The following is a 13,904-nucleotide window of genomic DNA, read 5'->3' on the forward strand; positions in this document are numbered from 1 at the left end:
AGGGATGGCTGAGAAAACTTATTACTGGATCAAACTTCAAATGGACTTTTTTAAGTCACCAGCGGTCAAATTGCTACGGAAGATGTCGGGTGGCGACACTTATACAGTCATCTACCTTGAAATGATTTTGATGTCACTAGAGAATGGCGGCTATATCTACTTTACAGGGATTGGCAAGACGTTTTCAGAAGAAATAGCACTAATCCTTGATGAGGAAATTGTTGATGTGGAGTTTTTACTCACATTCTTAAAGACGAAACGGCTTATTGAATTCGCTGCCGAGGAAGATGACACGGTATTCAAGTTTACTGACGATGTGGTTGCTGGATTAATTGGCAAAGAGACCGGTTCAGCCAAGCGTGTCAGGGCTTACCGCAAACGACAGAAGCAAATTGCGTTACAAAGTAACAGTGATGTAACAACCTGTAACACAGAGTTAGAGAAAGAATTAGATTTAGATTCAGAACTAGATTCAGAGAATAAAGAACATAGTGCGGCTGAGGCCACACCGCTTGCTCAACTGGAATCTGAATTTGATGAAGTTTGGAGCCAATACCCAAATAAGAAGGGTAAGAAGCAAGCATTCACTCACTATAAGGCTTGGCGTAAGAAATCAACCACTCATACAAATGTTTACTTGTTAGAGCGTCTGGGGCTGTACAAGCAGGACTTAGCTACTAATCGATGGAAGTCACCGATGAACGGCGCAACATGGTTTAACGGTCGCTTTGATGACGATTATCAAGTGCCTAATAATAGCGGAATGACCCCGCCAATGACACGGAAGGACTGGTTTGGTGAGACAAGTTAAAGAATTATTTGATCTAGCCAAAGTCCAGAAAATTGCGGTTGCTAAGGGGATTGACGTGGACAAGTTGCCAACTAAGGAACAGTTAGACGAGGCAACGCTAAAACGTGCTGAGGAGGCCGTGGTGGGCAATCATCAAAGGTACTACCGTGCGATGTCCGTTTGGTCGGGAAACGTGCGTCTACAGTTCAAATTCAATGATTGGGACGTACAAAAGCAATCGAACAGTGAAGTGGCTAGAAAGCTAGGCAATCAAGCATTTGCATTAGCCAAACAGTTAAAAACGGCTAAATTTAATGTATTGCTGTCAGGTCTGTACGGTGTTGGCAAGACTTCGCTAGCATTGGCGATTGCTGACCAGTTAGCGCAGGCGGGACAGACGGTCATGTTTGTTTCAACCGCAGAATTACTGAGGCTGGTCAATGATAAGTACGAGGCGCCAGACGTGAGAATGAGATTGATTGAGATCACTAAGGCCATGAAGTCAGCCGATGTCCTGATTATCGATGACTTTGGTACGGAAGGCGGTAAAGCAACTGATAGTGGCTACTACAAGCCAGTCCACCGTGATTTACAGACGATGATGTACCAAGTGGCCAATGCCCGCTGCGACTTTGAACACAACGAGGTGAAGCACTCAACCATCGTCACGACGAACAACACACGAGGACAGCTAGAGAGCATGTACGACAAGAAGATTATTGATCGGCTATTAAGCAAAGTGAAAGAGCATCAGTTGTTGTTTGACGAGATGAAGGGGGTTCGGAATGTATGAAAATTATTGATAAACAAAAAACTAATATTGAATTTGGTGATGTAGTTCAGGATGAGGGTGGCTATTATCTGGTAGTCAATTTGAATGAAAGTTACTCGTTAGTTGAACTTAATGATTTTAAGGTGCTAAGCAACATTACAGAGAATAATCCCAATAATTTAGAAATCCGCAAGGTTCCAAGCGTTTTGACAATTGGATAAATAGAAAGGGGCTTGGGATGCATGGAAATCTTTGATTATTTACAAGACTGTCCAAACAATCCAGTTAGTGCTGGGGATGTGTTTAGACATCATAACTCTTATGTAATGATTGTGAAAACTGCAATGGGAGTATCTTTAGTTGATCTAAAGGATGGTGACCAAACATGGGGAACCTATCCGGACGTGAGGAGCTTATTATCTGATTTTTCAGGATTACGTGACGCAAGGGTCGAAGCAGAATTGAATGTAAAGGGGCTGGCGTGATGACTTGTCAGCTTTGTAATGATAGCAAAGTGGTGCATACAACTATTGGAAGCTACGGGATGCAGATTGCCCCGTGCCCAAATTGTACGAACTACGTTCATGACCACTACGAGAGTGAGCTGGAGGCGATTGCCGATGACAAGAATCGACCACGAGTTGCTGCTAAGTAAAGTTCAAGACGCCGAGCGCAAGTATAAGTCAGTTGCTAAGGCACCGCCGTCCGTACTGGCGGACATCCAAGCACTAACTGCTGTTCAGGAGCACCGGGCAGCATTGACTCAATATGAATTCAATATCATAAAATGGCAGCTGGCAGGTGGTATAAGCATGACAGAGGCTGCTACCAAGTTGGGCCACTCGACTACTTGGTTTAAAGCGCGGGCACCAGAAGTTAAATCGGGAAATTATGAAATTGTGGAGGGCGAGTTAGATGACTAAGCAACGAAAGCATAAAAAACGGTCAACCATCAAGAAGAAAATACGGCGGATGCGTCAGAATGCTGACAAGCATAGCAAGGTGGCTATTGATCGGTCGCGGATGCTGCACGACTACGCACCGTATCAGGTTGGAAAAGCTTCTCATGAATGATTACGAGAAGATGATTGTCTTGGCAGTCCTTAAGGCAATCCTATTAGTTATTCTTTTATTACTTTTCTTTGTACAGAAAAGATAGCAATGCAACAATCGAGAGAATACTTGAAATGGTTGCGAACTGATTTTCATTTAAAGAGATAGCTAGGACAACTGTGAGCCAGAGTGCAATTGAGAGGCTTGTTGTTAGTCGGATATACTTTAATGCGTTTTCCCCCGTTATTATTTTTAGAAATGCTAACAGCATAATTGCAAAGGTAATAAAAATATCAGGAATTAAAAATAATGTTAATGAGATGGTTGCTTCAGTATAAAGGTTATGCCAATTAAATGATCTGAAAGCATTCATGGCAGAATAGCGGGGGACTAATTTCTAGAATGTGTTCAATAAATCCGATAAAGCTGGAATAAACAGAATAACTAAAATAATTATGCCAATATATCCCGAAATGATCCATAACAACTTCTTTTTGGTATTTGAGTTTTTCTCTGTATTTTTCATAATATTTATTATACAAAAACAATTGATTGAAATGGATGTGAAAATGATTATTTTGATTGAAGTCAAAGAGCCAACGGACGAGGAACGCAATCAGGCGTTTGAACTATTCGGGGAGGACTAGGAATGAAAGTTAAGATAGTTCCACCAAAAGGCAGTGGTGAAAAGCCGTATATAAAAGAATTCAATAATTGGACTGAAGTTAATGCGTATTTATTGCGCAAAAACGAACCAATATGGGAAGTCATCCCACAGAACGAAGCAGTTAACTTTGACATGATTGAAATAAACTAGGAGGAATGAATATGAAGTTCGGACAAGCATTATATTGGCTACGAAAAGGCAAGAAACTTCAGCGTCTTGGATGGAATGGTAAAGATATGTGGATTGTATTGATGCCAGGACTTAAATTACCTGCATTTAACAATCAAGATACCAGCAAAAAGGTAAATGATCGTACTGCAAAATTCATTGGTAAGGATACGCCATTAGATAGTCAGCCATATATTGCGATGTGGACAAGTTATGGGGAATGGCAACCTGGTTGGGTCCCGAGTCAGGCCGATATGCTGGAAGAAGACTGGTGCCTTGTTTAAATAGGCTTTCTATAGGAGGATGACTAAACTAATGGGCTTAGAAGATTATGCCAAGCAGGAACTGGAATTATTAGGTAGTGATGATGATCCAATGCAAGCTGAAATGAACAAAGATATCATGCAAGTGATTAAGCTATTCAGTTTGCAGGGACATTCTGGGTTTAGTGCTGGCTATGCGATTAGTGTTATTGACCGGTTACTTCGATGGCGACCATTGACGCCATTGACCGGAAAAGATGACGAGTGGAATGAAGTTGGTGAAGGCACGTTTCAAAATAACCGCTGTCCGTCAGTATTTAAAGATAAGACAGGCTCTTATGATATTGGGGCAGTAAGTACTCATTATGCTGGGGATAACAACAGATGGTCTGCCGATGTGCACTATTACGTCGAGTTTCCTTATATGTGTGACAAGCAGCTTAAATTAGAGCTGCCGTCAGAAGCAAGGGAATGGTCGAATGAGCAACAAGCTGATTATGTTCGTGAACACCGTGGTGATTCAAAGGACATGGCAGAGATTTCAGAACATTTGGATGCACAGTGATTAGAGATCTGCTAAGCGAGGGTAAAATAATGAAAAGTAAATTCAATTTAGGTGATATAGTGAGACTCCCTAGCGGTGCTAAAGGCCAGGTAGACATGATCCAAGTCGGATATAATAAACTAATTCCGCTCGACCTTTATGGAAAAGTAAGCAATCGTACAACTTTGGGTGTCAATGCTCAGGGACGAAATATATTAATTGCTGATTATCAATGTGAGTTTTTGAGTAAAATGCCGGAAAGCTGTTAAAAGTAGGTGGAATCATGTTATCAGTAACGGTGAAAGAGCTAATCGAATTACTTGAAGAGCAGGATCCGGACGCGCCAGTCTCTCTTATTGACAGCCGGACCAACTCAGTAACGTGGCTTGATGACTTTGATGGTGAAGTGGTTGAAGAGAAGAATGGAATCGTACAGCTAATTGGCAGCTAGGGAGGAATGCGACTTGGATCAAAAATTAGTACACGAAATCACTAAGCTAGTAGCAGACCTTGTTCGTGGTGAACGGAAGCGTGAAATTGCCAACGAGCAAACTTGGCGGGTAAAAAACACCAAGCTGCTGCTTAAGAACTATGACATCTTGAAAGAGCATTCCAAGGATATCGATACGGACATCGACCGTTATCTTAAAGATGTATTCGACCAGGATGACCTGAAATTGCGTAGTATTGCGGGCTATAAGGCTCGTACTAACAAAATGATGGAATACACTGACCTCATGCTAGCAGCTTACCGAAGCTATGCTAACAAGCGGGATGATGCGGCCAGACGCCGGTATTATGTTATTCGATATTTGTACGTTGAACCAAGCAAGTTAACGCTTGTCCAGATTGCCAGTCATTTTGGTGTCACTGAACGGACAATCATGCGAGACCACAAGGAAGCCGTAAAAGAATTTTCGATTTTCTTGTTTGGAATTGTCAGTATAGAGGAAATGGTGGGCTAATTGTCACTTTTGTATCGTTACAACGTCAGTATATTCATTGTATATTGATAGCGTAAATGAGTGGGTGATTAAGAGCCATCCGCACGTTTGCCTCCAATCATTGATTACAGATATATGGGTGTCGCCGTGGGCTAATTGGTAAGCCACGATGGGATGCGGGTTCGAAGCCCGTCGGCGATATAAGTTATGCAGCATGGCTACTCGCGAGAGCAAAAACTGTGTAACGTGTGATTGTAACTGGTACGCGGTATCAGAAGATGGCGGTTTGACTTCCGTGTGTGGTTCGATTCCACACCAATCACGTTGCCTTCTCAATGGAGGGCTTGCTGACTAAAACTGGCTAGGCAAGTCAATAAACGCTAACCGTTTGTGGCAATCGTTAACGCCATGTGTGCCAGTTCAAGACTTAGGCATGTTAGCAGCGAACGAGTTTCCGAGGTTTATAGTTCGCATGATGGATTGGTAGTTTAAGGAAAAACGCTGGATCAGTCCGGAGAAGCTCGGTTCAAGGCCGGCTCAATCCATAGAATGAGATGGTTGGTAACTGGAGACGGTAAGCCGACTAGGATGGGACACTTTCTTAATTGAGAGTGTCTTTTACTTTGCGGTAGAAATCGAATCAGAAGGGACGATGTGGTGTGTTTAACAGATTAAAGGTGCTCATTAACGATAAACGAGTCAGCAAGGTAACTGCGGAAGGTCTCAAAGTTGAATCAGATGGTGTTACAGCTAACTTCTTTATCAATGCAGACTTTCTAAAAGAACTAAAGCCACGCAAAATAAGAGTTATTTACATTGATGACGAGGTAACGGCAATCACTGACATGAAGGTCGAATCTTTTGAAATGCTTCCACGAATGATCGGCGTCACAGGAGTACCATTAGTTCCGATTAAGTTCATTGGTAAGCCAAGGACTAAGTACACTGATTAATTTATAGCCTCCAAACTAGCTCTCGCTTAATTGCAGGAGTTTTTGTATAGTTATATTAGTTTGGAGGAGAGCGCAATGTGGGATTTCATTAAAAAACATTGGATAGGGCTTACTGGACTACTAGTGTTAGTCATCATAGCTATTCCAGCGTCAGTTTTATTTTTTATGGATAAAGTGTTTTATAGTATTGGTAATGGTACTGATGACGGATGGTTAGGCTTTTGGGGCGGCTATTTAGGATCTATTGTTGGTGTAGTCGGTGCGGCTTTGTTTGCATATATTAATACTAGGATTCAGTTAAAAAATGAGAGGAATCGTCAGGTTCAACAGGAAAAACGGCAAGCTAAACGAAAAAATTATGAAATGATGATACGGTATATTTCTGATTTTAAAGCTAAGATGGCGGTTGATTACGTAATCTGGGAACCAGAAGAAACTCCTGATGTTCAAAGCAGTCTCATAATGAAAGAAACTATGGAGAGAGCAAAAAAATTAGTATTCACGGATTACATACATTTTTATGAAAAGGACGTTGCAGCAGAATACTTTTTTGATGCTGAAGAAGACGGAGAGTGGATGGAGGCCATTCATAGTGCCGAAGTATTTTTCTCGAAAACAGTCATTACTGAAAATTTTGATAAACTTATTAGTGCAGGCAATAAAGCGCTAAGAATTATGAAGAAGATACAAGATTATGGTGATAAAAACGGCTATGGAAAATATCCATCAGAATTTGGGAAACAACTTAGTGAAGCAATGACTGCCTATCCCAAGTCGAAAAAAGATTTTACAAACAATGTTGAAAAAAGTAGAGATATGTTACGAGATGCTGTTCAAATGATTCATGAAAAGATTGATAATTTATATAAGGACTAAGTGGAGGTGTGGTGGTATGTAATGGATAAACGAGAACAAGCCGGTAAGGATTATGCAGCAGGGATGAAGTACAAAGATATTTCAGCCAAATATGGCGTGCCGGTCAACACACTTAAATCGTGGCGCACTCGCGACCATTGGAAACGGGGTGCACCCGCAACTAACGAGGCGCACCCAGAACAAAAAAGAGATGCACCCAAGGTTGCACCTAAAATAGTAGATGAATTAGAGGCAAACAACGAGCTGACTGAAAAGCAGAAGTTGTTCTGCCTCTTTTATTTACAACGTTTTAATGCGACTTGGGCTTATCAGCAAGCGTATAAAACTAGTTATGACAGTGCACGCAATAATGGAACCAGGATGCTTGCAAATGCTTGCATAAAAAGCCAGCTTGCCGAATTAAAACGTCAGCAACGTACGGACTTACTCGTGACTGCCGAGGACATTGCCAATGAGTATGCCAAGCAGGCGTTCGCTAATTTAGGCGACGTACTCGATTACAAGGTACATGAAGAGTTGGTGCAGGACACAGACGGTAACGTATTCCTTGATACGGATGATAACCCAGTCAAAAAACACGTTGCTGATATTTACTTAAAGCCGAGTGATCAGATTGATTGGTCGGTGGTGCAGGATATCCATAAAGGTAAAGATGGATTGGTAGTCAAACTGTACGACAAGCAGAAAGCCATGAAGGAGTTGCTGGAACGATTACCTGAGCCAGAGGTTGAGGATGGTACCGATGATGGATTCTTGGATGCTATCGATAAGAGTATGAATGATGTATGGGAGGATGACGGTGATGATTCCTAAATTAAAAAAAGCCAGATTCCATTTCAAACCGTTTACTCGTAAGCAACTTCAAGTTTTGTCCTGGTGGCGGTATAGCGGTACTAGGGATAAAGAAGCTATTATCTGTGACGGCTCCGTGCGTGCTGGTAAGACGGTCATTATGTCATTGTCCTACGTATTGTGGAGTATGACCGAGTTTAACAATCAGCAGTTTGGTATCGCTGGTAAGACAATTGGATCATTGAGGCGCAATGTTATCCGCCCACTTAAAACAATGCTTGAGGGACGCGGATACAAGGTACACGATGCACGATCTGAAAACATGCTGATTATCAGTAAGGGCAGAAAAACCAACTATTACTTCTTATTCGGTGGCAAGGATGAAGCAAGTCAGGACTTAGTTCAAGGGATTACCTTGGCTGGGTTCTTTTTTGATGAAGTAGCATTGATGCCCCAATCATTTGTGAATCAAGCAACTGCACGTTGTTCTGTCGACGGTTCAAAGTTGTGGTTTAACTGCAACCCGGCTGGTCCTTATCATTGGTTTAAATTAGAATGGATTGACAAGCTTGAGGAAAAGCGGGCGCTGCGTATTCACTTCATGATGAGCGACAACCCCTCACTAAGTCAAAGTATCAGAGACCAATATGAGCGGAGGTACTCAGGTGTATTCTATCAGCGCTATATTCTGGGGCTGTGGGTACTTTCGGAGGGAATCATTTACGATAATTTTGACCAGAATACAATGGTTGGCGAGCCATCAGATAATGCTAACTTTGAAAAATATTATGTATCGTGTGACTACGGCACGTTGAACCCTACAGTATTTCTGCTGTGGGGCCTTTTTGATGGAACGTGGTATTGCCTTGATGAGTATTACTATTCTGGTCGTACAATGCAACATCAACGAACGGATGAGCAATATGCTGATGATTTGAGCAAGTTCTTAGGCGGTATCAAGGCTCAAATCATTGTTGACCCGAGTGCTGCTTCGTTTATTAGAGTGTTGCGCAATCGTGGGTTCACAGTTGTTAAAGCTAAAAACGATGTACTTGATGGTATTCGAGCCACTCAAACTGCTATGAATACCGGTAAGATTATGCTGACTCGTAAGTGCAAGAGCCTATTCAAAGAGTTGGCATCTTACGTTTGGGATGAGAAAGCGGCTGAGCGCGGTGAGGACAAACCAGTTAAACAACACGATCATGCGTGCGATGCCATGCGCTACTTTGTTTACATGGTTATCTTCCAGCAGAGAATTGCCAAGGTTACTAAGAAGCCGGGATGGTTGAGAGGATAGAGGTGAATCATGAATATTAATTTAAATGAGACTCGGGGATCAAATGTTACGATTGATCGTGAGCTTGCAGGAGATATTGATAATCCAAGCTTTGACGTTATCAACTATGCAATCACTCAACAGCGACAACGGGTTGATCGTTATGATGCGTTAGAGCATTACTATGAAGGTAATCAGGATATCCTAACGCGTCGCCTTGAGATGAGTGCTAAGCTAAACCGCTCTGATGAAAAGGTTATGACGAACCATGCTAAGTACATTACTGATATGATTACCGGCTTTACGACTGGAAATCCGGTCAGCATTGCGCCCGCGGATGGTAAGGACATCAAAGCTATCATTGAAGCCCAGGACGAAATGGATATTGATTCACACAATACTGAATTGGAAAAGGATTTGAGCGTCTTCGGCTGTGCGTACGAGTTATTGTACGTTAAGAAGATAGCAGTCGATAAAACTCAAGTTGCCATTGAAAAGATTGACCCGCGTGGCTGTGTGTTGGTCACTGATGACACGTTAGATAAGAATCCGTTGTTTGGGATTTATTATGTCCAGAAGAATGATTTATTAGGTAATGCTAACGGCTACTTGATTACAGTTTACACATCTCATTGGGTCATACAATATCGGACTAAGACCGGCTATGTTTTATCAGATACAAATTTAGTTGGCAAGCCTAAAGCTATTAAGCACTACTTTGGTGGTGTGCCATTGATTGGCTATCGCAATAATGAAGAACGTCAGGGTGACTTTGAGCAGACAATCAGTCTAATTGATGCATACAACGAATTACAGTCAGATCGGATTACTGATAAAAAGAACTTTGTTGACGCACTACTAGTGTTGTATGGCTTCACGCTTGATGATGATGCGGACAACTTGAAAGATGGCGTACTTGAAGCACCCGGAAAAGGTGATCAAGGTGCCAGCGTTGAATGGCTGACTAAGAGCTTTGATGAGGCACAATTACAAGTTCTTGTTAAATCAATCAAGGATGACATTCATCAAACATCTTATGTACCCAATATGAACGATGAAAACTTTGCCGGTAATATTAGTGGCGAAGCGATGAAGTACAAGTTGTTTGGTCTACTCCAACTGATTGCAACTAAGCAACGCTATTTAACACGAGGCATCCGGCAACGACTACAACTCGAACAGAACTTTTTGACATTGAAAGGTTCAAATGTTGATGCGTCTGGTGCAACCATTCAAATTGTACCTAACATCCCTGTTAACATGGCAGATATTATCAGTAACATTAAAAACGCCGAGGGGATTATTCCACAAATAATTGCATTAGGGTGGCTACCAGGGACGAATGATCCTAAAGAGCTAATCAATATGCTTGATCAGGAAAAAGGAAAAAGTTTGAAGCTCCAACAAAAAATGATGGGCGGAGAGCCACAAACTAACGATGAGGAAGTGACGGATGATGATCAAGGCAACGTTTCAGTTAAGAAAAAGCCGGATAGTGGGCTATCAGATAGTCGGGCACGCCGGTCAAGCCTCCAAGGGCTATGATATCGTCTGTGCGGCTGTTTCAGCACTTACCGAGACAATTACAAATGAATTATCACACGCCACGGTCAGCGATGATGGTGGCCTTTTTGTTGGTTTGATTTTCCCCAGCAAAGCGAATGACTTACTGACTCGGACACTGTTCCATGGCTTAAAGAGTATTAGTGAGCAGTATCCCAGCAACTTGCGGGTGATTGTCCATGAATAAGTTAGAGCTCAATAAAGCATTTAAAACTATGGGCATATTTACAGTCGTCACGCTTAAATTGCTTGGCTTGATTCCATTAGCTTGGCCATTCTTAATTTTAACGCTCTGTCTGCTATACATTTTGCTGTAGTCAGGAGGCGAGGCCATGGCTGATGACAATAAGCATAAGCTTAATTACTGGCAACTCCGAGCAGTTTACAACGAGCAGCATGCGCACGATGCAGCTAATGATGTTATTCCGACAATTACACGGGCTTACATCCGTGCTCAGAACTATCTGACTGGTGAGGTCAATCAAATTTACCGGCGCTATTTTACGGATGGCGATTATACTGAGGTGGAAGCCAAACAGATATTGAACACGACTGTCAGCCCAACTGAGTTAGTTACACTTCGGGCATTGGCCGACAATGTCAGTGATAAAGAGTCCAAAAAGCAAGTTAACAAGTACTTGTCTTCAATGGCCGCTAAGGGCCGTATCACACGGCTTGAAGAGTTAAAGGCTAAGAGTTACATTGCAGCTAAGCAGGCTGCTAGTGTTGAGCTAGATAAGTCTGCGGACCTGTACACTAAAGTTATTCAAGATGCCTTTAATCAAGTTAATGCTGATGGCCTACTGGATAATTTTAATAAAGACGTTGAGGTTTCTAAGCAATCCAGGGGCACGCGTAAACCGGGAAAGCATGTTATTACGGATCCAAAGACTGGCAAAGAGATTACCACAGTTAATGTGCAACCTGATCCAGCAGTTAATGGATTTAAAGAGCTATCCGGTAAATATGTTAAGGCTGCGCTAGATACGCCGTGGTACGGCCGCAACTTCTCACAACGGATTTGGCATAACACCGACAAGCTTGCCGAACGCGTTAATGAGCTATTTACAGCTCAACAAATGAGTGGCATGCGTGAACGTGATATGGCAAGGGCACTGGCTGATGAGTTTGGTGCCAGTGTGGCGCGAGCAAAGACTTTAATTCGAACCGAAGCCAACTACTTCCATAATAAGACCAACCTCGATATTTGGAAGCAACGCGGCGTTAAGCAATACAAGTTAGTAGCCGTATTAGACATGCGAACATCTAATTTTTGCCGGGACATTGATGGCAAAGTGATGAACGTTGAACGGGCCGTGATGGGAGTAACCTTCCCGCCATTTCACCCAAATTGCCGGACGATTGCAGTCATCTATTTGCCGAACAGTCCGTACAAGTTGAAGCGCACTGCTAATGATCCAATCAGTGGCGGAACTATCAAGCTTGATCCGAACGCTACCTATCATGACTGGGAGCAGGCTCTCGTTGATAAATACGGTGAAGACAACATTACAGCATTAAATTACAATGTTGCTCACTTTCATCCGGACAAAGAACTATATGACACGATGGCTGAATTTATTGATAAAAAACACATGCCAGACTTCGATAAGTTTCAAGAGATGAAGTATAATAAAACAAGAGATTGGCGAAATTTACATGTTGATTATCTACGTCAAAATCGACTCAAAAATCATCCGGAGTTAGCTTTGCCAAATCAGGGCAACTTAATTTTGCCAGATGAAAAGTTTACGAAGTATTTATTCAATCCCAATGCTAAAGGATGGGCAAAGGGGCAATTGATTACCAAGGAACTTGGAATCGATATTCATAATTATCAAAAATTGCAAACCATTATCATTAAAGCTAGTGCTAAATATCCAGCGGTTAATAAAGGTGATGCCGGCTATGGATTAAGGTATCAACAAGATATTGTTATATACAATCATGATAATAAGCCGCTAAATATGCGAACAGCGTGGATATTATCGAATGATGATACCATGCGAATGACAACGGCGTTTATAACGGAGGTTAAACATGAAGATTAAACCATATGATGAAGTGATTTTAAAAGATGGGCGACCTGCTGTTATTGTGGAAGTGTTTGATGAAAATCAGTTTGAGGCCGATATTGGAAGTGACCCCAGTGACTGGGATACGATATATATTGAGTTAAAGGATATTGAAAAAGTTGTACATTCATTAAAATAATAATTGAAATCGGAGGTTGCCTAGATGCTTGGATTTCAAATAGTAATGGGCCTAACGGTAGTTTTATCACTGTTGGGTCTTTTTAATGGAGATTTATTGGGTGACCGTCAAAAGTATCAGCAATTTGCGGCAGTTTGTATTGCTGCCACAGTGTGTTGGACGATTGCAATTTTATTTGGATAGTAATTGACCTCAGCATGTCACTAAACTACTCAAACTTAATAGCATGCGTGGGTCTTTTAAAGATGCCGCGGGAATGATTAGCACAATGTGTGGGGTTGTATGGCAATGCATGGGGTGCTTTTTTGCGGCCTGATTTATCAGAAATGCGTGGGCAGGAGGATTCATAACATGAAAAAGTTACTAAAACTGAACTTACAGCTGTTTGCTGATGGCGATGGAGACGGCGGTCAAGCTGGTGGTGACCAATCCGGCGATGATTCGGCTGCTACGGCACAAAATGGCGATACCAATCAAGATGGAAACCAATCTGATAGTGATGAAAATAAGCCATTTAAATCGTTCACAAGCGAAAAGGAACTTCAATCTTACACTGATAAGCTGATTGCTACTGCATTAAAAACGCATGATGAGAAAAAAGCGACTGATGCACAGAAGGAAAAAGATATCAGTAAAATGTCTGACTTAGAGAAAGCTAATTATGAAAAAGATGAGCTTACAAAGCAGCTTGCTGACGCCAAACGTCATGGCAATATTGTTGAAAATCGTTCTAAGATTACAGAAAAATTAGGCGCCGATAATTTGCCGGTTGGACTCGTTTCCGTATTCGGTGAGAGCGTACTAGCGGATGATGACGGTCTGGATGAAGCATACAAAAATGTTAGCAAAGTGTTCACCGATTCATTGCAAAAGGCGATTGACAAACGCATTGCTGACTCAAGTACGACACCGCTAGCGGGTACTGGTAGCAGTAAGAAGTCAGAAGGCGCCTCAGTGGCCGACCAATTAAACAAGAATCAGCAAGCAGGTAAGTCCAGTATTTGGGACACAAAATAGGAGGAATTA

Annotated in this window: 23 protein-coding genes and 1 tRNA gene; all 24 read left to right on the plus strand. The window is 42.0% G+C overall.

Translation table 11 applies throughout. The annotated features are described in order from the left end of the window. Positions 1-4: 4 nt before the first annotated feature. Positions 5-811 carry a phage replisome organizer N-terminal domain-containing protein gene (locus AAA939_RS05520; protein WP_338208292.1) on the plus strand — a complete coding sequence of 269 codons (807 nt, stop codon included), beginning with the start codon at positions 5-7 and terminating at the stop codon, positions 809-811. Beyond that, a complete protein-coding gene (locus tag AAA939_RS05525) occupies positions 798-1,583 on the plus strand; it encodes an ATP-binding protein (protein ID WP_338208293.1) in 786 nt (261 codons plus the stop codon). The genes AAA939_RS05520 and AAA939_RS05525 overlap by 14 nt, the downstream gene beginning before the upstream one ends. Continuing rightward, entirely contained in the window at positions 1,580-1,783 is a 204-nt protein-coding gene (locus AAA939_RS05530) for a hypothetical protein (RefSeq protein WP_338208294.1), read from the plus strand. Before AAA939_RS05525 ends, AAA939_RS05530 begins: the two co-directional genes overlap by 4 nt. Positions 1,784-1,804: 21 nt before the next feature. Further along, positions 1,805-2,047 carry a hypothetical protein gene (locus AAA939_RS05535; RefSeq protein ID WP_338208296.1) on the plus strand — a complete coding sequence of 81 codons (243 nt, stop codon included), beginning with the start codon at positions 1,805-1,807 and terminating at the stop codon, positions 2,045-2,047. Further along, positions 2,047-2,217, plus strand: coding sequence for a hypothetical protein (locus AAA939_RS05540; RefSeq protein WP_338208298.1), 171 nt, complete (start codon positions 2,047-2,049; stop codon positions 2,215-2,217). Before AAA939_RS05535 ends, AAA939_RS05540 begins: the two co-directional genes overlap by 1 nt. After that, positions 2,183-2,485: a hypothetical protein gene (locus AAA939_RS05545; protein WP_338208300.1), complete on the plus strand. Its 303-nt coding sequence runs from the start codon at positions 2,183-2,185 to the stop codon at positions 2,483-2,485. The genes AAA939_RS05540 and AAA939_RS05545 overlap by 35 nt, the downstream gene beginning before the upstream one ends. After that, positions 2,478-2,636 carry a hypothetical protein gene (locus AAA939_RS05550; RefSeq protein WP_338208302.1) on the plus strand — a complete coding sequence of 53 codons (159 nt, stop codon included), beginning with the start codon at positions 2,478-2,480 and terminating at the stop codon, positions 2,634-2,636. Before AAA939_RS05545 ends, AAA939_RS05550 begins: the two co-directional genes overlap by 8 nt. 628 nt (positions 2,637-3,264) lie before the next feature. Further along, positions 3,265-3,432 carry a hypothetical protein gene (locus AAA939_RS05555; RefSeq protein ID WP_338208306.1) on the plus strand — a complete coding sequence of 56 codons (168 nt, stop codon included), beginning with the start codon at positions 3,265-3,267 and terminating at the stop codon, positions 3,430-3,432. An 11-nt stretch (positions 3,433-3,443) separates the two neighbouring features. Next, the gene (locus tag AAA939_RS05560; protein ID WP_338208308.1) at positions 3,444-3,734 is read left to right on the plus strand and encodes a DUF2829 domain-containing protein; all 291 of its coding nucleotides are present in this window, start codon (positions 3,444-3,446) and stop codon (positions 3,732-3,734) included. Positions 3,735-3,753: 19 nt separating this feature from the next. After that, positions 3,754-4,278, plus strand: coding sequence for a hypothetical protein (locus AAA939_RS05565; RefSeq protein WP_338230549.1), 525 nt, complete (start codon positions 3,754-3,756; stop codon positions 4,276-4,278). 29 nt (positions 4,279-4,307) lie between these two features. Continuing rightward, on the plus strand, positions 4,308-4,526 hold the full coding sequence (locus AAA939_RS05570; RefSeq protein ID WP_338208312.1) for a hypothetical protein: 219 nt from the start codon (positions 4,308-4,310) through the stop codon (positions 4,524-4,526). 14 nt (positions 4,527-4,540) lie between these two features. Then, positions 4,541-4,708: a hypothetical protein gene (locus AAA939_RS05575; RefSeq protein WP_338208314.1), complete on the plus strand. Its 168-nt coding sequence runs from the start codon at positions 4,541-4,543 to the stop codon at positions 4,706-4,708. A 13-nt stretch (positions 4,709-4,721) separates the two neighbouring features. Continuing rightward, a complete protein-coding gene (locus tag AAA939_RS05580; RefSeq protein WP_338208315.1) occupies positions 4,722-5,222 on the plus strand; it encodes a hypothetical protein in 501 nt (166 codons plus the stop codon). Between the two features lie 120 nt (positions 5,223-5,342). Further along, positions 5,343-5,402: transfer RNA gene (locus tag AAA939_RS05585), tRNA-OTHER, on the plus strand. Between the two features lie 458 nt (positions 5,403-5,860). After that, positions 5,861-6,154, plus strand: a complete 294-nt coding sequence (locus AAA939_RS05590) for a hypothetical protein (RefSeq protein ID WP_338208317.1) — start codon at positions 5,861-5,863, stop codon at positions 6,152-6,154. Between the two features lie 75 nt (positions 6,155-6,229). After that, the gene (locus AAA939_RS05595; RefSeq protein ID WP_338208319.1) at positions 6,230-7,030 is read left to right on the plus strand and encodes a hypothetical protein; all 801 of its coding nucleotides are present in this window, start codon (positions 6,230-6,232) and stop codon (positions 7,028-7,030) included. Between the two features lie 21 nt (positions 7,031-7,051). Beyond that, positions 7,052-7,843 (plus strand): terminase small subunit, encoded by a 792-nt coding sequence (locus AAA939_RS05600; RefSeq protein WP_338208321.1) that lies wholly within the window; start codon positions 7,052-7,054, stop codon positions 7,841-7,843. Continuing rightward, entirely contained in the window at positions 7,833-9,122 is a 1,290-nt protein-coding gene (locus tag AAA939_RS05605; protein WP_338208323.1) for a PBSX family phage terminase large subunit, read from the plus strand. The genes AAA939_RS05600 and AAA939_RS05605 overlap by 11 nt, the downstream gene beginning before the upstream one ends. A gap of 9 nt (positions 9,123-9,131) precedes the next feature. Continuing rightward, positions 9,132-10,646, plus strand: a complete 1,515-nt coding sequence (locus AAA939_RS05610) for a phage portal protein (protein WP_338208325.1) — start codon at positions 9,132-9,134, stop codon at positions 10,644-10,646. Next, the gene (locus AAA939_RS05615; RefSeq protein WP_338208327.1) at positions 10,597-10,851 is read left to right on the plus strand and encodes a ribosomal-processing cysteine protease Prp; all 255 of its coding nucleotides are present in this window, start codon (positions 10,597-10,599) and stop codon (positions 10,849-10,851) included. Before AAA939_RS05610 ends, AAA939_RS05615 begins: the two co-directional genes overlap by 50 nt. Before the next feature lie 145 nt (positions 10,852-10,996). Further along, positions 10,997-12,715, plus strand: coding sequence for a minor capsid protein (locus tag AAA939_RS05620; protein ID WP_338230551.1), 1,719 nt, complete (start codon positions 10,997-10,999; stop codon positions 12,713-12,715). Beyond that, positions 12,705-12,878 (plus strand): hypothetical protein, encoded by a 174-nt coding sequence (locus AAA939_RS05625; protein ID WP_338208330.1) that lies wholly within the window; start codon positions 12,705-12,707, stop codon positions 12,876-12,878. Before AAA939_RS05620 ends, AAA939_RS05625 begins: the two co-directional genes overlap by 11 nt. A 24-nt stretch (positions 12,879-12,902) precedes the next feature. Then, on the plus strand, positions 12,903-13,061 hold the full coding sequence (locus AAA939_RS05630; protein WP_338208331.1) for a hypothetical protein: 159 nt from the start codon (positions 12,903-12,905) through the stop codon (positions 13,059-13,061). Positions 13,062-13,229: 168 nt separating this feature from the next. Continuing rightward, positions 13,230-13,895 (plus strand): capsid assembly scaffolding protein Gp46 family protein, encoded by a 666-nt coding sequence (locus tag AAA939_RS05635; RefSeq protein WP_338208333.1) that lies wholly within the window; start codon positions 13,230-13,232, stop codon positions 13,893-13,895. Positions 13,896-13,904: the final 9 nt, after the last annotated feature.

This window comes from Lactiplantibacillus paraxiangfangensis (assembly GCF_036246185.1).
GTDB lineage: Bacteria > Bacillota > Bacilli > Lactobacillales > Lactobacillaceae > Lactiplantibacillus > Lactiplantibacillus paraxiangfangensis.